This window comes from Actinomadura sp. GTD37 (assembly GCF_041951365.1).
In the GTDB taxonomy this organism is placed as follows: Bacteria; Actinomycetota; Actinomycetes; order Streptosporangiales; family Streptosporangiaceae; genus Spirillospora.
Genome location: NZ_JBGNUS010000001.1, coordinates 2,154,183 through 2,173,489 on the forward strand (window position 1 = coordinate 2,154,183; position 19,307 = coordinate 2,173,489).

At 73.8% G+C, this 19,307-nt stretch carries 17 protein-coding genes; 5 read left to right on the forward strand and 12 right to left on the reverse strand.

All coding sequences use genetic code 11. From position 1 onward, the window contains the following. Positions 1-90 precede the first annotated feature (90 nt). Positions 91-990 carry a helix-turn-helix transcriptional regulator gene (locus tag ACA511_RS10390; RefSeq protein WP_375023879.1) on the forward strand — a complete coding sequence of 300 codons (900 nt, stop codon included), beginning with the start codon at positions 91-93 and terminating at the stop codon, positions 988-990. Between the two features lie 85 nt (positions 991-1,075). On the opposite strand, the gene ACA511_RS10395 is transcribed toward ACA511_RS10390, so the two are convergent. The 9 genes from ACA511_RS10395 to ACA511_RS10435 form a co-directional block, all read right to left on the reverse strand. Further along, the gene (locus tag ACA511_RS10395) at positions 1,076-2,008 is read right to left on the reverse strand and encodes a LamG-like jellyroll fold domain-containing protein (RefSeq protein ID WP_375023880.1); all 933 of its coding nucleotides are present in this window, start codon (positions 2,006-2,008) and stop codon (positions 1,076-1,078) included. Between the two features lie 62 nt (positions 2,009-2,070). Next, positions 2,071-4,164: a PQQ-dependent sugar dehydrogenase gene (locus tag ACA511_RS10400; RefSeq protein WP_375023881.1), complete on the reverse strand. Its 2,094-nt coding sequence runs from the start codon at positions 4,162-4,164 to the stop codon at positions 2,071-2,073. A gap of 125 nt (positions 4,165-4,289) precedes the next feature. Next, the gene (locus ACA511_RS10405) at positions 4,290-5,624 is read right to left on the reverse strand and encodes a hypothetical protein (protein WP_375023882.1); all 1,335 of its coding nucleotides are present in this window, start codon (positions 5,622-5,624) and stop codon (positions 4,290-4,292) included. Then, on the reverse strand, positions 5,621-6,424 hold the full coding sequence (locus ACA511_RS10410; RefSeq protein WP_375023884.1) for a sugar phosphate isomerase/epimerase family protein: 804 nt from the start codon (positions 6,422-6,424) through the stop codon (positions 5,621-5,623). The genes ACA511_RS10405 and ACA511_RS10410 overlap by 4 nt, the downstream gene beginning before the upstream one ends. Further along, on the reverse strand, positions 6,421-7,506 hold the full coding sequence (locus ACA511_RS10415) for a dihydrodipicolinate synthase family protein (protein ID WP_375024725.1): 1,086 nt from the start codon (positions 7,504-7,506) through the stop codon (positions 6,421-6,423). The genes ACA511_RS10410 and ACA511_RS10415 overlap by 4 nt, the downstream gene beginning before the upstream one ends. A 35-nt stretch (positions 7,507-7,541) precedes the next feature. Then, positions 7,542-8,687: a Gfo/Idh/MocA family protein gene (locus ACA511_RS10420; protein ID WP_375023885.1), complete on the reverse strand. Its 1,146-nt coding sequence runs from the start codon at positions 8,685-8,687 to the stop codon at positions 7,542-7,544. A 30-nt stretch (positions 8,688-8,717) separates the two neighbouring features. Continuing rightward, positions 8,718-9,524, reverse strand: coding sequence for an ABC transporter ATP-binding protein (locus tag ACA511_RS10425; protein ID WP_375023886.1), 807 nt, complete (start codon positions 9,522-9,524; stop codon positions 8,718-8,720). Positions 9,525-9,544: 20 nt separating this feature from the next. Further along, positions 9,545-10,567 (reverse strand): ABC transporter substrate-binding protein, encoded by a 1,023-nt coding sequence (locus ACA511_RS10430; protein WP_375023887.1) that lies wholly within the window; start codon positions 10,565-10,567, stop codon positions 9,545-9,547. Between the two features lie 85 nt (positions 10,568-10,652). Then, the gene (locus ACA511_RS10435) at positions 10,653-11,522 is read right to left on the reverse strand and encodes an ABC transporter permease (RefSeq protein WP_375023888.1); all 870 of its coding nucleotides are present in this window, start codon (positions 11,520-11,522) and stop codon (positions 10,653-10,655) included. A gap of 143 nt (positions 11,523-11,665) precedes the next feature. On the opposite strand from ACA511_RS10435, the gene ACA511_RS10440 reads away from it, so the two are divergent. Continuing rightward, positions 11,666-12,724 (forward strand): LacI family DNA-binding transcriptional regulator, encoded by a 1,059-nt coding sequence (locus tag ACA511_RS10440; RefSeq protein WP_375023890.1) that lies wholly within the window; start codon positions 11,666-11,668, stop codon positions 12,722-12,724. Between the two features lie 55 nt (positions 12,725-12,779). Here the strand turns inward: ACA511_RS10440 and ACA511_RS10445 are convergent, their stop codons facing one another. After that, entirely contained in the window at positions 12,780-12,905 is a 126-nt protein-coding gene (locus tag ACA511_RS10445; RefSeq protein ID WP_375023891.1) for a hypothetical protein, read from the reverse strand. A 200-nt stretch (positions 12,906-13,105) separates the two neighbouring features. Between ACA511_RS10445 and ACA511_RS10450 the strand changes: the two genes are divergently transcribed. Next, positions 13,106-13,633, forward strand: coding sequence for an NADAR family protein (locus ACA511_RS10450; protein WP_375023892.1), 528 nt, complete (start codon positions 13,106-13,108; stop codon positions 13,631-13,633). Between the two features lie 56 nt (positions 13,634-13,689). Then, complete coding sequence (locus ACA511_RS10455; RefSeq protein ID WP_375023893.1) at positions 13,690-14,052, forward strand: hypothetical protein; 363 nt, start codon at positions 13,690-13,692, stop codon at positions 14,050-14,052. Positions 14,053-14,088: 36 nt separating this feature from the next. On the opposite strand, the gene ACA511_RS10460 is transcribed toward ACA511_RS10455, so the two are convergent. Together ACA511_RS10460 and ACA511_RS10465 are read right to left on the reverse strand one after the other, a co-directional pair. Continuing rightward, positions 14,089-15,033 (reverse strand): hypothetical protein, encoded by a 945-nt coding sequence (locus ACA511_RS10460; protein ID WP_375023894.1) that lies wholly within the window; start codon positions 15,031-15,033, stop codon positions 14,089-14,091. Next, on the reverse strand, positions 15,030-15,593 hold the full coding sequence (locus ACA511_RS10465; protein WP_375023895.1) for an RNA polymerase sigma factor: 564 nt from the start codon (positions 15,591-15,593) through the stop codon (positions 15,030-15,032). Before ACA511_RS10465 ends, ACA511_RS10460 begins: the two co-directional genes overlap by 4 nt. A gap of 173 nt (positions 15,594-15,766) precedes the next feature. On the opposite strand from ACA511_RS10465, the gene ACA511_RS10470 reads away from it, so the two are divergent. Then, a complete protein-coding gene (locus ACA511_RS10470) occupies positions 15,767-19,300 on the forward strand; it encodes an AAA family ATPase (protein WP_375023896.1) in 3,534 nt (1,177 codons plus the stop codon). The last annotated feature ends 7 nt before the right edge of the window (positions 19,301-19,307 follow it).

Below are 19,307 nucleotides of genomic sequence, written 5' to 3' on the forward strand. Positions count from 1 at the left end.
GGCCCCGTGCACCGCCCCCACCAGTGGCGGCGGCAACCTCGGACGCACAGACCCACCCTTGGCGGCGCATTCGCCGCATACCGTTGGAGCATGGCCAAGAACGGTGAGCTGCGAGAGTTCCTGCGGACCCGGCGGGCGCGCGTCCGGCCCGAGGACGTCGGCATCCCGGCGGGCGGCCGGCGCCGCGTCCCGGGCCTGCGGCGCGAAGAGGTCGCGATGCTGGCCGCCGTGAGCCTCGACTACTACGCCCGCTTGGAGCAGGGACGGCCGCTCCAGCCGTCCGACCAGGTGCTCGACGCGATCGCCCGCGCGCTGCGGCTGACCGGGGTCGAGCGGCTGCACCTGCACAACCTCGTCCGGGCGGCCGCCGCCCCGCCCGAGCCCGGCGGCGAACTGCGGCTCGCGCCCCTCGACGCGGGCATGCGGATGATGCTCGACAGCCTCACGTTCCCCGCGATCATCATCGACTCGCGCGGGGACGTCCACGCGATGAACCGGATGGGCCGGGCGCTGCTCGCGGGGCTCGAACCGATGCCGTCCGAGGCGGCCGGCCACCCGCGCTGGCTGTTCCTGCGGCCGTCGACGCGCGACCTCCTCGTCGACTGGGAGATGAACGCGCGCGTGAGCGTCGGCGTCCTGCGGGAGGCCGCGGGCCGCTACCCGAACGACAGGCGGCTGCATGCGCTGGTCGGCGAACTGTCCGTCGCCAGCCCCGAGTTCCGGACGTGGTGGGCCGAGCACGACGTCGAGGTGCCGTGCCGGGGGCCCAAACGGTTCCGCCATCCCGTCGTCGGCGAGCTGACCATGCAGGTAGAGGCGCTCCAACTGCCCGACGGCGAACGCTGGATGTACGCCTACGCGCCGGAACCCGGATCACCGTCCGAGGAGGCGATCCGCTTGCTCGGCACCTGGGCCGCGACACAGGACGCCGAGGAGGCGGCCGGCCCGGCGGGAGTCGTGCGCTCCACCCAGAACGCGCCCAGCGAGTAGTTGCAGTCCGCCGGTCGTCCGCCTCGTGGAGCCGGGGAAGAGAACCGCCGGCGCCCGTGCGAGGCGGGCGCCGGCGGCGTGCGGGTCAGTGCTTCGCGAACTTGTACTGGATGGCGGCCTCCTTGGGGGTGAGGGCGCGGTCGAGGAACATCAGGCCGTCCATGCGGCAGTTGCAGGGGTTCCGTTCGACGTTGTTCTGCGGGAAGCTGCCGCCGATCTTGATGCCGCGCGGGTCGGTGGCGGACGTGACGTCGGGCTCGGGGTCGCCCTCGACGCCCCACGGGTCCCCGGCGACGGTGTAGAAGCCGGGCAGCGGCGCGCCGTCCTTGTAGAGCGCCATCTGCCCGGTGTCGTAGTCGAACGTCGCGGCGAGGTGCACCCAGGTGTTCTGCGGGAGGACGCTCCGCCAGTCCTCGCTCGCGGCGAACGTCTGCGACTGCGACCCGTCCACGCGGCGGCCCAGCGCGACGACGTGCAGGGTTCCGGAGACCTCGATGATCTCCAGCAGGGCGCGCACGCCGTGCCCGTCGGAGTCGCCGGTGAGCAGGCCGGACAGCCCGATCGCGTTGTACATGTCGGACGGGTTCGCGGTGACGGTGTTGGGGCTCGGGTTGGCTCCGGTCATCTTGAACCAGCCCATGAGCGTCGCGCCCTTGGCGGAGTTGAACGCGCGGAGGGACGGGACGCCGGTCGCCGAGTAGGTCCCCGCCTTCCAGTCGTCGTTGCCGTTCGCGGAGGGGTCCACCTGCTTGAGCTGGACGGCGTGCCGCCGCGCGCCGTCCCTGACCCGCATGCCGGCGCCGCCGTTGACCAGGTCGATCGTGGTGCCGGACCGGCCGCGGTCGGACTCGCGGGACGGGTCGCCGGGCACCGGATGCTCGAAGTCGTAGTAGGAGATGAGGTTCTTCTTCAGGGGCGGGAAGACGCCGCCGGTCGACGCTTGGGCCGGGACGGCGACGGACAGGGAGGCGCCCAGCAGCACGGTGACGAGGGCTGCGGGGCCGCGGCGAATCAGCATGTGGACTCCTTGGAGTCCTCCGGGCGGGCGGCGGCCGACCGCCGCCCGCCCGGAGGAGGCCGTTACTTCGCTGGGGTTCCGCGGACGGTCAGGTCGCGGAGCCGGCCGATGTTGTCGAACGAGCCGAAGCCCACCCGGCCGGAGCCGAGGGTCGTGTCGCGGGCGGTGAACACCGGGCGGGACGAGCCGTCCACGTAGACGGCGGTCTCCCCGGTGTCCGCGCAGCGGTCCACCCGGACGCCGTGCCACGCCTCGTCCGTGATGGACGGCGGCGCGCCGTGCGACCGGTTGGCGTTCCACTGCTGGTCGATGCGCTGCCGGTCGGCGCCGTTCACCAGGAAGATCCCGTTGTGCGGGTAGATGGTGTTGTCGCTGGACAGGTGCGCGTAATAGAAGTGCGTGTCGTCCTGGTAGCCGAAGACGACGATGACGTCCCGGTTGCCGACCGACACGGGCGTGTCGAGCCGGACCTTCGCCTCGATGCGTGTCGAGCCGAGTGCGGGCCCCTTGGTGAGCACCGCGTACTCGAACGGGCGGCGCGGGCCGGGACGCTGCTCGCCCGCCTCCGCGAGGACGACCTGGTCACCGGTGAACGTCCACTTGGACGGCGTCACCGGCGCCCAGTTCTGGGCGCCCATCGCGTGCTTGACCTGGACCGGTCCCGCCTTGCAGGACGCGACGTGCTTCGTCCCGACGACCTTCCAGATCTTGCCGTTGGCCTTGGCGAGGAGGTACGGCTCGCCCTTGGCGTCCATGCCGTAGCGCAGGTCGACGCGCTCGTCGCCGGCCAGCTCCCGCATCGTGACGGGCTTGCCGGACGTGTCGTACGCCGTCATCTCGTAGATCTGCGCGCGGTTCGTGCCGGACGCGTCGTGCTTCATCTCCGACTCTTCGGTGTACATGAGCCGGCCGTCCACGATGTCGGTGAACAGGTACTTGCCGCGCAGCGCGGGCAGCTTCGCGCCCCGGTAGACGTAGCCGCCGGAGATGGCGTGGCCGACGTCGCTGCGGCAGTCCCAGTCCGGCGGCGGGTCGTGGTCGTAGGCCGCGAGCGGGTACTCGTAGTCGTACTGGTCGTCGTCCGCCGGCAGCGGGTACAGGTGGCAGCGGTCGTCCTTGCGGAAGGTGAAGGCGCCCTCCCGCTCGCTCCAGCCGATGTTGGCGCCGGCGTAGATCTCGTGGATCGACTCGATCTCGTGCTCGCCGATGTGGGCGAGGAACATCCGGTGCGCGCCGCCGGTGTCCCAGCTGAACCGGTGCGGGTCGCGCATCCCGTAGGCGTAGATCTCGCCGAGCTTGCCGGACTGCCCGGCGAACGGGTTGTCGGCGGGCACGCCGTACCTGCCGTTGGCGCTGTCGTTCCCGGACGGGTCGATCCGCAGGATCTTGCCCTGCGGGACGGCGAGGTTCTGCGGGTCGCCCCCGTTGTCGCCGACGTTGCCGTTGCCGCCGTCGCCGACCGTCAGGTAGAGCTTGCCGTAGTCGGCGCCGCCGGGGCGGGCGTTGGGGTTGAAGTCGAGCTGCTGGAGGTTGTGGATGCGTCCCGAGAACCCGATGCGCAGGATCTCGCGGTGCGTCCCGGAGAACGTGTCAGCCTTCGGGTCGGACGCGGTCCACTCGTCGACGACGCCGTGGAAGCCGGTGTTCGGCTGCGGCGTGAGGTCGGGCGTCTTGGTCTTCAGCGCGTCCCCGGCCTCGACGTGCGCGGTGTAGAACTTGCCGTTCCTGCGGAAGTCGGGGTGGAACGCGACGAACCCGAAGCCCTGCCCGAGCCCGGCCTGGGAGAAGAAGTCGGGCGCGAAGGCGGCGGCGACGTCCAGGTAGACGTGCGGGGTGCGGGTCTTCTTGTCGAGCAGGTAAAGGTTGCCGTTCAGGTCGGGCACGTAGAGCCGGCCCGAGCGGTCGGGGACCTCGCCGACGTAGTTGATGCGGTTCCACCGCAGCAGCCGGGGGTCGGTGGGGGTTCCGGTCGGCTTCGACTGCGGCAGCTGCGCGACCTCCTGGAGGACGAGGCCGAGGCCGGAGGGGGCGGGGTCGTCGGGGATCGGGTCGAGGATCGGCGCGTCGTCCCGCGCCTGCGCCGCCGGCGGTACGGCGAGCAGCGGCAGCAGCAGCGCCGCGAGCGCGAGAAGACACCAGCTGAGCTTTCTTCGCATTCCGGCCGTCCAAAGGGGGGTAGGCGATGGCTGGAAAGCGCTTTCTGGAAGCGCTTTCACGAACGTACGACCGGCCCGGCCCGGCGTCAAGGACGAATATCGGACTGCCGCATGTCCGCATCGGGTCATGACCGCGTCCGGCGCGGCCACGCGTGGACGAGCGTCCCGGCCGCCGAGACGGCGAGACCGGCGGGCGCCGCCGCCGCGTGCCCGGCCACGGTCAGCGCCACGGCCACGACGGCCCCGGGCGCCCAGATCCACGTGGCCACGGGCCGTCCCGGCCGCCCCCGCCGCCGGCGCGCCGCCTCCGCCGCCATCGGCGGGACGAGCGCGGGCAGCGCCGCCGCCAGCACCGTCAGCCAGTCGAGCAGCATCCGGTCGACCCGCAGCGCGGCGAGCACCGCGCCCGGCACGGCGATCGCCAGCACGGCCGCCGCCTGCCGCCCGTCCACCCGCGACGCGCGGGCACCGGGCCGCGCGCCGGTACCGAGACTTGCGTCGGCACCGGGCCGCGCGCGGATACCGAGACGCGCGCGGGTACCAAGACCCGCGCCGGTACCGGGCCGCGCGCGTCCGGGGGGCAGGAAGCGGCGGACGGCGAGGGCCCCGGAGTGGACGGCGGCCAGCGTCGGGGCGATGACCGACGCGGCGACGAACAAGTTCGCGGCCGGCAGCCCGTCCGGCCCGGCGAGGACGGCGACCACGTCCGTGGAGCCGCTCGCCGCCGCCACCCCGGCGCCCACGACGGACGCCGCGAGCGCCGGGACGACGAGCAGCGCGACGCAGGCGGCGAGGTCGCCGCGCCCGCGCAGCCCGACCGTGAAGTCGGGGGAGCGCACGGCGAACACCGACACGTACCCGATGTAGCCGGCGAGGTCCGCGGCGAGGACGCCCGGCGGGCCGTCCCGCGCGAGCGAGACCGGCGACGCGGGCGGCGCGAGCTTCACGGCGACGATGCCGATCAGCGCGATCGCGGTGAGCGTGGTCACGACCGCGACCGCGTTCCACCGCCCGCCGCCCGTGATCAGCAGCGCGACCAGCGGGACGGTCAGCGCGGCGACGCCCACCGCGTCCGGGACGCCGCCGAGCGCCGCGGCGGCCGCGCCGCCCAGGCCGAGGTTGAACCCGAACCAGCCCACCATCGCGACCGCGAGCAGCGCGGTGAACGCGCGCTCGGCGACCGGCGGCAGGTAGCGCGGCGCCAGCTCGGCCATGCCCGCGTTCTCCCCGGCGGGCGGGCGCAGGCCGAGCCGCCCCTGCGCGGCCAGCAGCGCCGTCATGACGGCGCCGCCGACCAGCAGGACCAGGACGGGCAGCGCGCCGTCGTGCCGCCCGCCGACCTGCGCCCCGAGGACGAGCGCGCCGGGCGCCGTGCCGATCCCGAGCCACGCGCCGGCCGCCGCGCGCCACGTCCGTCCCCCGTCCCCGAACGCGCGCGGACGGGCCGGCGCGGACGTCACGCGACGTGTTCCGCGAAGCGCGACAGGGTGAGGGCGAGGGCCTCGGGGCCCGGCATGGCCCACAGCGCGTCGTTGAAGATCTCCGCCTCGATCGGCCCGGTGTAGCCGGTGGCGTCGACGGCCTCGCGGAAGCGGCGCAGCTCGACGCGGCCGTCGCCGAGCATGCCGCGTCCGGTGAGGACGCCCGCGGGCAGCGGCGTCACCCAGTCGGCGACCTGGAACAGCGCCACCCGGCCCTCGGCGCCCGCGCGGGCGATGCCGGCCCAGACGTCCGGGTCCCACCACAGGTGGTAGGTGTCGATCATCACGCCGACCTGGGCGGCCGGGAAGGGCGCGGCCATGTCGAGCGCCTGGGCGAGGGTGGAGACCACGCAGCGGTCCGAGCAGTACATCGGGTGCAGCGGTTCCAGCGCGAGCTGCACGCCGTGCTCGCCCGCGTAGGGCGCGATCTCGGCGAGGACGTCCGCGACCCGTGCGCGCGCGCCGTCCAGGTCGCGGGACCCGTCCGGCAGGCCGCCGCTCACCAGGCACAGGACGGGCGCGCCCAGCTCGGCGGCCTCCTCGACGGCGCGGCGGTTGCTCTCCAGCGCGTCCGGCTCCTGGAAGAAGCCGCCCCGGCACAGCGACGTGACCGCCAGCCCGTGGGCGCGCATGAGCTCGCCGGTGCGGGCCAGGCCGTACTCGGCGACGGGCTCCCGCCACAGGCCGACGCCTGCCACGCCGGCCGACGCGCAGCCTTTCGCGAGGTCCGGCATGGGCCAGTGCCGGGTCGTCCATTGGTTCAGGCTGAACCTCGTCATGCGGCTCCTTGGACGGTCAGCCACGCGCGCATCCGGTGCGCCGCGAGGGCGGGGTCCGGGAAGAGGCCGGCGGCGTCGGCGAGCTGGAAGAGGCGGACCATGTGCGGTACGGAACGGGCGCTCTCCAGGCCGCCGACCATGCGGAAGTGCCGCTGGTGGCCGGTCAGCCAGGCCAGGAACACCACACCGGTCTTGTAGTAGTAGGTGGGGGCCTCGAAGAGGTGGCGGGACAGCGGCACGGTCGGGGCGAATACCTCCTCGTAGGACGTGAGGTCGCCGCCGTCGAGCGCGTGCAGGGCCGCGGCGGCGGCGGGCGCGATGGGGTCGAAGACGCCGAGCAGCGCGTCGCTGTGCCCTTCGGCGTCGCCCTTGATCAGGTCCGGGTAGTTGAAGTCGTCCCCGGTGTAGAGGCGCACGCCGGACGGGAGCCGCCGCCGGAACGCGATCTCCCGGTCCGCGTCCAGCAGCGAGATCTTCACCCCGTCGATCCGGGAAGCGTGCTCGCCGATCAGCGCGAGCAGGGCGCCGGTGGCGGCGTCCAGGTCGGCGGAGCCCCAATAGCCGTCGAGCGCCGGGTCGAACATCGGCCCCAGCCAGTGCAGGACGGCCGGCCGCTCGACCTGCGCCAGCAGCCGCCCGTAGACCGCCGCGTAGTCGTCCGGCCCGCGCGCCGCGGCGGCCAGGTGGCGGCTCGCCATCAGCACCGGCACCGCGTCGACCGACTCGATCACCGCGAGCTGCTCGGTGTAGGCGGCGACGATGTCGTCCAGCGTCGCGGGGCCGGGCGGGAGCTGGTCGGCGCCCGCGCCGCAGACGATGCGGCCGCCGACTGAAAGCGCTTCCCGACCGCTCCGCACGATGAGCTCGCGGGTCGTCGCCCAGTCCAGGCCCATGCCGCGCTGCGCGGTGTCCATCGCCTCCGCGACGCCCAGCCCGTACGACCACAGGTGCCGGCGGAACGCCAGCGTCGCGTCCCAGTCGAGCGAGTCGCCGGCCGGGTCGGGCACCACGTGCGCGGCGGCGTACGCGACCCGCGACGTGCTCGGCCCCGGCGGCGGCGGGTACGTGCGCGGCTCTCCCATGACGTGCGGCGCCGCCAGGCCGGGCAGTTCGATCCTCACAGCTCCGGAACCTCCAGGCGGCGGCCCTCCCGCCAGGCCCGCAGGCCCAGCTCGGCGAGCTGGACGCCGCGCGCCCCCGCGTAGAAGTCCCAGGGGAAGGGCCCGTCGTCGGCGACGTGCCGCAGGAACATCTCCCACTGCGTCTTGAAGCCGTTGTCGAACTCGGTGTTGTCCGGGACCTCCTGCCACTGCGCGCGGAAGTCCTCGGTGGCGGGCAGGTCGGGGTTCCACACCGGCTTCGGCGTCATCGACCGGTGCTGGACGCGGCAGCGCCGCAGCCCGGCGACCGCCGACCCCTCCGTCCCGTCCACCTGGAACTCCACCAGCTCGTCGCGGAACACGCGGGTCGTCCAGGACGAGTTGATCTGCGCGACGATGCCGCCGTCCAGCTCGAAGATCCCGTACGCGGCGTCGTCGGCGGTCGCCTCGTAGGGCTTGCCGTCCTCGTCCGCGCGCTCGGGGACGTGCGTCGCCCCGAGCGCCTGCACGGACCGGACCGGCGCGATCACCCCGTCCAGGACGTACCGCCAGTGGCAGAACATGTCGAGGATGATCCCGCCGCCGTCCTCGGCCCGGTAGTTCCAGCTCGGCCGCTGCGCCTCCTGCCAGTCGCCCTCGAACACCCAGTAGCCGAACTCGCCGCGCACCGACAGGATCCGGCCGAAGAAGCCGCCGTCCACCAGCCGCTTCAGCTTGAGCAGGCCCGGCAGGAACAGCTTGTCCTGGACGACGCCGTGCTTGACGCCCGCCTCGTCCGCGAGCCGGGCCAGCGCCAGCGCGCCCGCCAGATCCTCGGCGAGGGGCTTCTCGGTGTAGACGTGCTTGCCCGCCGCGACGGCCGCGCGGATCGCGTCCACCCGCGCGCCGGTGACCTGCGCGTCGAAGTAGACGTCGACGCCCGGACGCGCCAGCGCCTCGGCCAGGTCCGTCGTCCAGGCGGTCAGCCCGTGCCGTTCCGCCAGGTCGCGCAGCTTGGCCTCGCTGCGCCCGACGAGCACGGGCTCCGGCCACAGCACGTCGCCGTCGCCCGTGCGCACCCCGCCCTCCTCGCGGATCGCGAGGATCGAGCGGAGGAGGTGCTGGCGGTACCCCATCCGGCCGGTGACGCCGTTCATGACGATCCCGATGGACCTGCGTGCCATCCCGTTCCTTTCCAACCTGTCGTGTGGGTGTCAGTCGGCCGCGGCACCCGCGCCGAGGAGGCCCCGGACGCGGCTCGTGACGCGGGCGAATTCGGGGCGGGCCATGGTCGCGGAGTAGTCGCGCTCGGCCGGCAGGCCGACGTCGATGACCTCCTGGATCGTGCCGGGCCGGTCGGTCATCACCACGACCCGGTCGGCCAGGTACGCGGCCTCCGCGATCGAGTGCGTGACGAGCAGGACCGTCGTGCCCGTCTCCCGCCAGATCCGGTTCATCTCGACGTTGAGCTGCTCGCGGGTGAGCGCGTCGAGGGCGCCGAACGGCTCGTCCATCAGCAGGACGGGCGGCTCGTGCAGCAGCGCCCGGCACAGCGCGACCCGCTGCTGCATGCCGCCGGACAGCTCGTGCGGCAGCGCGTCCTCGAACCCGGTCAGGCCGGTCATCTCGATCAGCTCGGCGGTGCGCCTGCGGGCCTGCTCGCCCGGCATCTTGCGCATCTCCGCCTGGAGCAGGATGTTCTTGCGTGCGCTGCGCCATTCCAGCAGCGCGGCGCGCTGGAACACGTAGCCGATGTCGTGCCGCGGCCCCGCGACCTTGTCGCCGCGCAGCAGCACGTTCCCGGACGACGGCTTCAGCAGCCCCGCGACCAGCTTCAGCATCGTGGACTTGCCGCAGCCGGACGGGCCGACGATCGCGACGAACTCGCCCATCGCGACGTCCAGCGACACCTCCCGGAGCGCCGTGACGTCGCGCTTGCGGGTGCGGAACTTGACCGCGACCCCGTCGAGGCTGACGGCGGTCTCCCGCCCGGTCTGCGGTTCGGCGGCCGATTTGCTCATGGTCCTCATCGCTCGTCCCGTCATGCCTGCGGAGCGGCCGACGCCTGCCAGTACGCCGACGGCGGCTGTGCCTTCTCGATGACCCCGGCCTGCTGGAAGGTGGTGATCGTCGTCTTCCAGTCGTCCTCGGAGTTGACGCCGGGGGCCTTGCCCTGTGTCGCGGGGGTGTGCAGCAGCGTCAGCGTCGTCGTGAACTGCTCGGTGAGGACCTTCTCGGGCGGGAGCTGCTCGGACGCGCCGGCCATCGACGCGACGGCGCCCGCCTGGTCGCCCTCCGCGGCCGTCCACGACTCGCTCGTGGCCGCGACCATCTCCTTGACGAGGTCGGCGTCGCTCTTCAGCTTCCGCTCGCCGATGATCAGGCCGTTGGAGAAGAAGTTCAGCCCGAAGTCGGAGTACCGCAGGTACGACACGTCCTTGCCGGACTTGTCGGCCATCGTCGGGCCCTGGTCGTTGGCGAAGCCCATCAGCCCGGCGGTCTTGCCGGACAGCACCGCGGCCATCTTCCCGGCCGGGTCGGTGTTCTGGACGGGCACCTCGCCCGCCTCGATCCCGTTCTTCTGCAGGAACACCGGGAAGGTGCGGGCGAGCGCGTCCCCGGCCGTCCCGGCGATCTTCTTGCCCTTCAGGTCGGCGGGCTTCTTGATCCCGGCCGAGGTGAACGACTGCACCGACGCGGGCGTGGTCTGCAGGAACACGCCGATGCTCTTGACCGGCATCCCCTTGTCGACGGCGCCGAGCAGCGCGGGCGTGTCGGCCCAGCCGAAGTCGGTCTGCCCGGCGGCGGCGGCCTGGACGGTCTTCTGCGACCCCTGCCCGGCCTTGATCTCCAGGTCGATGCCGTGCTTTTCGTAGATGCCCTTCTTCTTGCCGTAGTAGAAGGGCGCGTGCTCGCCGTAGGGGTACCAGTTCAGCGTCAGCGTGACCTTGGTCAGCTTCTTGCCCGACGCGCTCGTGGTCTGGTCGGAGTCCCCGCCGCACGCGGCGCCGGTGAACGCCATGACCGGTGCGAGGACGGCGATGGCGAGAGTGCGGAGTTTCATTTCGGACGGCCCTCCGTAGGGATGGGTTGCGGCGGGGGGTCAGTGGAAGTCGGGAGGCGGTGCCGGGTCAGCAGGCGGTGCGGGGTCAGTAGGCGGTGGTGACGGTTTCGCCGCGGCGGCTCGCGTGCCACGGCAGCAGCAGCTTCTCGGCGACCTCGACGACGACGAACAGCACGACGCCGATGGCCGACATGACCAGCAGCCCGGCGAACAGCATCGGGGTGTCGAGGTTGCCGTTGGCCTGCAGGATCACGTAGCCGAGCCCCTTGTTCGCGCCGACGAACTCGCCGACGACGGCGCCGGTGACGGCGAGGGTGACCGCGACCTTGAGGCCGGAGAACAGGTGCGGGAGCGAGGCGGGCAGCCGGATCTTGGTGAACGTGGCCAGCGGGCTCGCGCCCATCGTGGCCGACAGCTCCAGCATCTCCGGGTCCACCGCCTTCAGTCCGGCGACCATCGAGATCACCACCGGGAAGAAGGCGATCAGCACCGCGACGACGATCTTGGGACCGATGCCGAAGCCGAGCCACACCACGAACAGCGGGGCGATCGCGATCTTGGGGATGACCTGCGCGAACAGCAGGATCGGGTAGAGGGTGCGCTCGACCGTCGCCGAGTACACCATGATCACCGCGGCGCCGACCCCGATGAGGACCGCGAGCGCGAAGCCGATCAGCGTCTCGTACGTGGTGACCCAGGTGTGCTCCCAGATGTAGCCCCACTTGTCGCCCATCAGCCGCAGCGTCGCGCCGGGCGAGGGGACGAGGTACGCCTCGACGAGCTTGAAGGCGCTCACGGCCCACCAGGCCGCGAAGCACGCCACCAGCAGGGCGGCGGGCCGCCATGTCCGTTCGAGTCCGTCGCGGATCCGCTCGCCCGCGCCGGGCCGGTCGCGTTCGACGACGCCCGCAGCGTCCGCCGGGGGCGTCGCGGTCGTCGTGCCCTGACTCACCATGGATTCCTCCGGACGGGTGGCTGGGAAAGCGCGTTCAGAAAGCGCTTTCTGATGTACCGTAGGAAGCGACGCGCACCGCGGTCAAGAGGGTGTCGGCCAGAAACCCGCCGCGTGGCCCGCGTCGACCGAGGGGGCGGGCGGTGATGACGGAGGCCGCGGAGGAGGAGCGCGCCGGCGCTCGGGCGTACGTCACGCTGCAGGACGTCGCCCGCGACGCCGGCGTCTCGCTCGCCACCGCGTCCCGCGTCCTGAACGGGACCTCGCAGGTCCGCGCCGACCTGCGAGAACGCGTCCTCGCGTCGGCGGGCAGGCTCAGCTACACGCCGAACGCGCACGCGCAGGCGCTCGCCAGCTCGTCCAGCATGTCGGTCGGCGTGGTCTGCCACGACGTCAGCGACCCGTACTTCGCCGGCGTCGCCCGCGGCGTGATGCGCACCGCCGCCGAGCACGGGATGCTCGTGATGCTCGCCAGCACGTTCCGCGATCCGTCCCGCGAGATCGAGTACGTGGCGATGCTGCGCGCCCAGCGGGCCCGCGCGATCCTGCTGATCGGCTCCGGCTTCGAGGACCGCGACTGGGAGCGCTCGATGGCCGCCGAACTCGACCCCTACCAGCGCACCGGCGGCCGCGTCGCCGTCCTCAGCCGGCACCGCAGCCTCAAGGTGGACGCCGTCCTGCCGCAGAACCGGGAGGGCGCCGCCGCCCTCGCCCGCGCGCTGCTCGACCTCGGCCACCGCGACTTCGCCGTGCTGACCGGCCCGCACGCCCTGACCACGGTCGCCGACCGGCTCGGCGGCTTCACCGAGGCGCTCGCCGGCGCGGGCGTCCGCGTCCCGTCCGAGCACATCGTCGAGGCCGCGTTCACCCGCGACGGAGGCTACGCGGCGGCGACCGAGCTGCTGCGGCGCGCACCCCGTCCGACCTGCGTGTTCGCCGTCACCGACGTGATGGCGATCGGCGCGCTGGCCGCCTTCCGCGACCACGGCGTCTCCGTGCCGGGCGAGGTCTCGCTCGCCGGTTTCGACGACGTCCCGATCGTCCGCGACCTGACCCCGCCGCTCACCACCGTCGCGCTGCCGCTGGACGCGATGGGGGAGCGCGTCATGGGCCTCGCCCTGCGCGAGCCCGCCGCCCGCCGCAGCCGCATCGAGCGCGTCGCGGGCGAGGTGGTGCTGCGCGCCAGCACCGCCCCGCCCCCCTGAGACGCCGAGAACCCGCCCGGATCATCCGGACGGGTTCCGATCTATCGGCCGCGGTTCAGCGCGCGGCGAGATCGTCCGTGGCGTCGGGTTCCGCGGGACGCTCGGCGTCGGCGTCCATCGGGCGCCGCTCCGGCCACGAGTCGATCTTTGTGCGACGAGGGTTCGCCAGGGCATTGTCCATTGGTGCTGCAGTCCTCCCAGTTCGAGCCGGGGTCCAATTACCCGATGTTCCCGGCGACCGGCCCGCTTTCGCAAAATGGTCTAGACCGCGTCCCTCCCCCGGTAGGACGCGACGCGATACTTAACACCGCTAATCGATCATCCATTCCCGTGCGGAAACCGGGTGGCCTCCGGCCGGCCCGCCTGGCACCCTTCTTGCCCATGGACGTAGCCGAACTGACCCGCCTCCAGAACGCGGGCGCCCGCCTGAAGTTCCTGTTCTTCTGGGGACATCGGACGCCGGGTCCCGGCTACCTGAGCCAGTGGTGGCCGTCCCCCTTCACCGTCGACGGCATCTCCTACGCGACCGCCGAGCACTTCATGATGGCCGGGAAAGCCCGCCTCTTCGGCGACGAGGAAACGGCCGCAGCCGTGATCGCCGCGCCCCATCCCCGTCTCGCGAAAGACCTCGGCCGCCGCGTCCGGAACTTCGACGAGCAGACGTGGCGGGACAATCGTGTGGCCATAGTCACACGAGGCGGCGAAGCCAAGTTCGGCCAGAACGAGGACCTCCGCGACTACCTCCTCGGCACCGGCGACCGCGTCCTCGTGGAGGCGAGCCCCCTCGACCGCGTCTGGGGCATCGGCCTCGCCGCCGACGACCCCCGGGCCGAACAGGCGTCGACGTGGCGCGGCCAGAACCTCCTCGGTTTCGCCCTCATGACCGCCCGCGCCGCCCTCGCCTCCTGACGCGGTTACCCGCGAGGTAATCGATTCGCGGCGGCGCGGCTGGAATGGTCGGCGCCATGAAACGCGCAATGGAACTGGCGGCGGGCGGCCGCGTCGCCTGGGGCGCACTGGCGCTGGCCGCGCCGGGCCTCAACGTGAAGCTGGCGGGCATGGGCGGCCGGGACGCCCCCGAACTCCGCTACCTGATCCGCGTCTTCGGGAGCCGGGCCGTCGCCCTCGGGCTCGGCTACCTGCTGAGCGACCCGGCGGCGCGGCGGCGCTGGCGGCGGCTCTGCCTCATGGTGGACGCCTGCGACACCGCCGCCGGCCTCGCCCACCTCGCCCGCGGCGACGTCCCGCGCGGCCCGATGGCCGGTCTGGTGACGATCACCGGCGCGTACGCGGCCCTCGACGCCCTCGCCCTCCGCGCGGAGACCTGAGCCGTCGGCGCCACGCGCGCGGGACGCTGCGTCCGCTCAGGCCGAGGGCCGGGCGGTCGGCGTCGGACGACCGGGGCCCGGGTCGGTGGGGGCACTCTCACTCCTCGGGGTCTTGCCCACAAAGAGGAGGACCTGGTTCTTGGCCCAGGGAGTCGCGTCGTGGACGTACCAGGTGTCCGGGACCTGACCGGGGTACAGGACCTTGCTCTCGTTGCCGACCTCGTATCGGTACTCGGGCACGGAGACGTGGCGCTTCTTCAGGGCGGCCAGTACCTCGCCCACGCGGTGTCCCCGGTAGGTCATGCCGTGCATCGCCTCGCCCGGTGCGGTGGCCGGGGCGCTGCTGGAGTACTGCTCACCCGGACGGGCGGCGCGGGCGAACACGATCTCGGCGGTGCCCTTGTAGTCGGTGCGGATGCGGACGCCGACCGGGCAGACATCGCCTCCGCCGCCGGTCTCGCACTCGCCCTTGGCGGTGATGGTCGTGACGTCGCGGGGCTTCGTGGCGCCGCTCGTGTCCATCATGACGACGGTGCCGACGATGGACGGCGACCCGGGCACGAAGGACAGCTTGACCTTGAGTCCGTGCTGGGCGAACTCCGCCCGGTAGCGCTTCGGGTCCGCGAGGGGGTCGCGGACCTTCACGTCGATGTGGTCGCCCTTGCGCGTGAACGACAGGGCCGCCACTAGCGAGACGTTCGGGCTCGGCTGAGTGGAGACGGCGGACGGCGGACGCGCCGGTTCGCCGTCCGAGGTGAGGATGGCCACCGTGACGGCGGCGCAGGCCACGCCCGCGGTCGCGAGGGGGAGGCCGAAGGTCAGCAGTGGCGACCGCCGCTTCCGAGGCGCCGCCTGAGCCGTGGTGGTGGCGGTGATGCGGTAGGCGAGGTCGGCGGCGGCGTCGTCCGGCAGCAGGCGCGCGGCCTGGGCGTCGGTGACGGTGGCGAGCCGGGCGAGCGTGGTGTCGATGTCGCGGTTCATGCGTGTTCTCCGTTCGGAACCCGCGCGGCGGCGGGCAGGGCGGGCGCGTCCGCGTGGTCCAGCGCGTGGGCGAACCGGCGGCGGGCGCGGTGCAGGCGGATCCGCACGGCGTTGCGGGAGCAGCCGAGGACGGCCGCGATCTCGCCGTGGTCCAGGCCCTCCCAGCCGACCAGGGACAGCAGCTCCCGGTCGGCGTCCGGCAGGCTGCGGAACACGCTGCCGGCGGCGGGCGGGTCGGGCGCGTCTTGGACGGCAGCCTCGGCGCGGAGCCGGGACCCTAGGTCGGCGGCCAGCGCGGACCGGCGGCGCTCGCCGCGGTGGTGGTTGGCGAGCACCCGGCGCGCCACCCCGTACAGCCACAGCCGCGCCTGCTCGCCCGGCGGGACGTCGTCGAGCCGCCGCCATGCCGTCAGGAACGTCTCGGCGAGGACGTCGGCGGCGTCCTGCGGGTCACTGGTGCGGCGTAGCGCGTACCCGAGGATCCGCGCGCGGTTCGCGGCGTAGACCTCCTCGAACCGGCGCCGCCGGTCGTCCGGCGGATCGTCCAAAGGGGATGGCAAGCCCTCTCCTCTCGTCGCGCGCCCGAGGCGCGGCGAATTGACCAGATGGAGGTCACATGTCCGCATGGGCTCCCGCATTTCACCGTCCTGGTCGAAGGGAGCCGGACATGGTCGGCGGGGGACGGCGCACGTAGCATGGGCGGGGTTTTCGGTCGTGTTCCGGAGGATGGTGCATGCGTCGTCGGCAGGGGCCGGTGTTCCCCGGGTATCTGATGATCCTGCTGGTGGCGCTTCTCGGGCTGGCGTTGCAGGTTTCGCCGCAGACGACCCATGTCGTCCAGGCGTGGGCGCTGCCCGTCATCATCCTGTGCATGCTGCTGATCCCCCTCGTCCTCGCCTGGGAGAAGGGGCAGGAGCGGCGGAGCCTGGCGCGGCCCGTGTGGATGCCCGACCGGTCGCCGTACCCGGGCCTGGACGCCTTCGCCGAAGAGGACGACGGGGTCTTCTTCGGCCGCGACGAGGAGCTCCAGGAGCTGATCGAGCGGCTCCGGCCGGGCTGCGAGCCGCGGTCGATCGCGGTGACCGGGCCGTCCGGGGTCGGGAAGTCGTCGCTGCTGTACGCCGGGCTGCTGCCGCGCCTCCACCAGCAGCGGCGCTGGGTCGTCGTGCCGCCCATGGCGCCGGAGGACGATCCGTTCGGCTGCCTCGCCTACGCCCTCGCCGACGCCCAGGGCGAGGGCGACGCCGCGCGGATCGCGGCGGAGCTGCGGGACGACCCCGCCGCGCTCGGGCGGCGGATCGACGCGCTGCGGCGCGGACGGCGGAACCGCTCGGTGCTGATCACCGTCGACCAGGCCGAGGAGCTGCTGACGCTCACGTCCGCCGGCGAGCGCGACGCCTTCCTCGCCATGCTCCGGGACGCGCTGGACGCCGACCCCAAGCTGTGGGTCGTGTTCGTGTTCCGGGCCGAGTTCCTCACCGAGTTCCTGAGCGGCGGGTTCGCCGGCATGTTCCGGCATCCGTTCGCGGTCACGGCGCTCGACCGGGCCGCGCTCAGGACGGTCGTCCGGGAACCGGCGGCACGCGCGGGCATCGCGTTCGAGCCGCCGGAGCTGGTCGCGCAGATGGCCGACGACACCGGGGACGGGACGGCGCTGCCGCTGCTCGCCTACCTGCTGCACGAGCTGTACCTGCACGTCGGCCGGGACGGCACCATCACCGCCGAGGACTACCGCCGCACCGGAGGCGTCGACGGCGCGCTCACCCGCCGCGCCGACCGGCTGCTGCGCGAGCTGGAGGCGCGCGAGCCGGCGCCGCCCGTCCTGGAGACGCTGCTCAGGTTCGTCAAGTTCACCGGCGGGCGGCCGACGCGGCGGCGGGTGCCCGCGAGCGAGCTGGACGGCGCGGGCCGCGTGGTCGTGGACGCGTTCGTCCGCGAACGGCTGTGCACCAGCGGCCGGGACGGCGAGGAGGCGGTGTTCGACGTCTCGCACGAGGCGCTGTTCTCCGCCTGGGCGCCGCTGCGGCAGACGATCGCGCTGCACGCCGAGTCGCTGCGCCGCCTCGCCGACCTGGCGCAGTGGGCCGCCGAATGGGACCGCTACGGCCGCCGGGAGGCGTACCTGCTGCGCGGCGAGCGGCTCGCCGCGGCGCGCAAATGGCTCGCCGAGGCCGACGGGCTCGCCGCCGCCGAGCCGCTGGCCGCCGAGTTCGTGGAGATCTCGCACCGCTCGGACGGCGTCGCGATGCAGCGGCTCGCCGACTCCATCGCCCGGCAGGCGCTCACCGGCTTCCGCACCGATCCCGAGCACAGCCTGCTGCTCGCGCTGGCCGCGCACGAGGAGTGCGCGCCGACGCCGCTGGCCCGCCGCGCGCTGTCGGCGGCGCTCGCGGTGTCGCGGGTGCGCGGCGTCCTGCGCGGCCACGACGACCGCGTCTGGGCGGTGGCGTGGTCGCCGGACGGCGCGCTCCTCGCGACCGCCTCCGGCGACCGGACGGTCCGCGTGTGGGACGCGGCCGGCGGCGAGGTCGCGGTGCTGCGCGGGCACGAGGGCCCGGTCGTCGACATCGCCTGGTCGCCGGACGGCCTGCGGCTCGCGTCCGCGTCCAACGACCGGACCGTGCGGGTGTGGGACGTGGCCGCCCGCACCCGGGTCGCGCTGCTGCGCGGCCACGGCGACATGGTGTGGAGCGTGGCGTGGTCGCCGGACGGCGCCCGGCTCGCCTCCGCGTCCCGCGACGGCGACGTCCGGATCTGGGACGCGGCGGACGGCGCCGCCGCGGCGACGCTGAGCGGCCACGACGGGTGGGTCCGCGACGTGGCGTGGTCGCCGGACGGGACGCGGCTGGCCAGCGCGTCCGACGACCGCACCGTCCGGGTCTGGGACGCGGCGGACGGCCGGACGGTCGCCGTGCTGGCCGGCCACGACGACACCGTCCGCACGGCCGTCTGGTCGCCCGACGGCGCCCGCCTCGCCAGCGGCTCCTACGACCGGACGGTGCGCGTGTGGGACGTGGCGACCGGTGCGGCCGGACCGGTGCTGACCGGGCACGCCGACATCGTCTGGGCCGTCGCGTGGTCGCCGGACGGCGCGCGGATCGCCTCCGGGTCCCACGACCGGACGATCCGGCTGTGGTCCGCCGCGGAGGGCACCGAGCTGGCGGTGTTCCGCGGGCACGGCGAGGCGCTGCGCGCGGTGGCGTGGTCGCCGGACGGCGCCCGCCTCGCGAGCGGCTCCAACGACCGCACCGTCCGGTTCTGGGACGCCGAGCGCGCCGCCGAGGTCGCGGTGCTGCGCGGGCACGAGCGCGCGGTGTCGTCGGTCGACTGGTCGGCGGGCGGGATCGCGTCGGCCTCGCACGACGGCACCGTCCGCGTGTGGGCGGACGGCGGCGCGCGGGTGCTGCGCGGGCACGCCGACGAGATCTGGGACGTGGCCTGGTCGCCGGACGGGGCCCGCCTCGCGACCGCGTCCCGCGACCGCACCGTGCGGGTCTGGGCGGCGGACGGCGCGCAGGAGAGCGTGCTCGCCGAGCACGGCGACTGGGTGCGGGCCGTGGCGTGGTCGCCGGACGGCGCCCGGCTGGCGAGCGGATCCGACGACCGCACCATCCGGGTGCAGGGGCCGGACGGCTCCGCGCCCGTCGTGCTGCGCGGGCACGAGGACACCGTGCGCGCCTTGTCGTGGTCGCCCGACGGCGAGCGGATCGCCTCCGGTGCGCAGGACGGGGCCGTCCTGATCTGGGAGGCGCGGACCGGCCTGCGGGTCACGGAGCTGGCCGTGCCGGAGGGCGCCGTCCGGGCCGTGGCCTGGTCGCCGGACGGCGCGCACATCGCGGCGCTCTCCGGCGACCGCGCGGTGCGGGTGTGGAACGCCGCGGAGGGGACGGAGGTGTCGGTGCTGTCCGGGCACGACGGCTGGCTGTGGTCGGTGGCGTGGTCGCCGGACGGCCGGGTCCTCGCGACCGCGTCCGGCGACCGGACCGTCCGCCTGTGGGACGCGGCGACCGGCCGGGAGCTGTCGGTCGCGGCCGTCCACGACGACGAGATCTGGGACGTGGCGTGGTCGCCGGACGGTGCGCGCGTCGCGACCGCGTCCGGCGACCGGACGGTCCGGGTCTGGGACGTCGTCACCGACGGCGCGGTGCTCGTCGAACGGGCCCGGACGCGCGTGTTCCGGCGCCTCACCCCCGACGAGCGGCACACCCTCATGATCCCGTCGCCGCGTCCGGCCGCCGATCCCGAACCGGAGCCCGCCGGCCCCTGACCGCCCG

What these genes read in the sequence shown, in the direction of transcription:
- ACA511_RS10460 (WP_375023894.1), bottom strand. Translation starts at nt 15,033, where the DNA reads ATGAACCGCGACATCGACACCACGCTCGCCCGGCTCGCCACCGTCACC.
- ACA511_RS10410 (WP_375023884.1), bottom strand. Translation starts at nt 6,424, where the DNA reads ATGACGAGGTTCAGCCTGAACCAATGGACGACCCGGCACTGGCCCATG.
- ACA511_RS10435 (WP_375023888.1), bottom strand. Translation starts at nt 11,522, where the DNA reads ATGGTGAGTCAGGGCACGACGACCGCGACGCCCCCGGCGGACGCTGCG.
- ACA511_RS10420 (WP_375023885.1), bottom strand. Translation starts at nt 8,687, where the DNA reads ATGGCACGCAGGTCCATCGGGATCGTCATGAACGGCGTCACCGGCCGG.
- ACA511_RS10395 (WP_375023880.1), bottom strand. Translation starts at nt 2,008, where the DNA reads ATGCTGATTCGCCGCGGCCCCGCAGCCCTCGTCACCGTGCTGCTGGGC.
- ACA511_RS10400 (WP_375023881.1), bottom strand. Translation starts at nt 4,164, where the DNA reads ATGCGAAGAAAGCTCAGCTGGTGTCTTCTCGCGCTCGCGGCGCTGCTG.
- ACA511_RS10430 (WP_375023887.1), bottom strand. Translation starts at nt 10,567, where the DNA reads ATGAAACTCCGCACTCTCGCCATCGCCGTCCTCGCACCGGTCATGGCG.
- ACA511_RS10415 (WP_375024725.1), bottom strand. Translation starts at nt 7,506, where the DNA reads ATGGGAGAGCCGCGCACGTACCCGCCGCCGCCGGGGCCGAGCACGTCG.
- ACA511_RS10425 (WP_375023886.1), bottom strand. Translation starts at nt 9,524, where the DNA reads ATGAGCAAATCGGCCGCCGAACCGCAGACCGGGCGGGAGACCGCCGTC.
- ACA511_RS10440 (WP_375023890.1), top strand. Translation starts at nt 11,666, where the DNA reads ATGACGGAGGCCGCGGAGGAGGAGCGCGCCGGCGCTCGGGCGTACGTC.
- ACA511_RS10390 (WP_375023879.1), top strand. Translation starts at nt 91, where the DNA reads ATGGCCAAGAACGGTGAGCTGCGAGAGTTCCTGCGGACCCGGCGGGCG.
- ACA511_RS10450 (WP_375023892.1), top strand. Translation starts at nt 13,106, where the DNA reads ATGGACGTAGCCGAACTGACCCGCCTCCAGAACGCGGGCGCCCGCCTG.
- ACA511_RS10445 (WP_375023891.1), bottom strand. Translation starts at nt 12,905, where the DNA reads ATGGACAATGCCCTGGCGAACCCTCGTCGCACAAAGATCGACTCGTGG.
- ACA511_RS10455 (WP_375023893.1), top strand. Translation starts at nt 13,690, where the DNA reads ATGAAACGCGCAATGGAACTGGCGGCGGGCGGCCGCGTCGCCTGGGGC.
- ACA511_RS10470 (WP_375023896.1), top strand. Translation starts at nt 15,767, where the DNA reads ATGCGTCGTCGGCAGGGGCCGGTGTTCCCCGGGTATCTGATGATCCTG.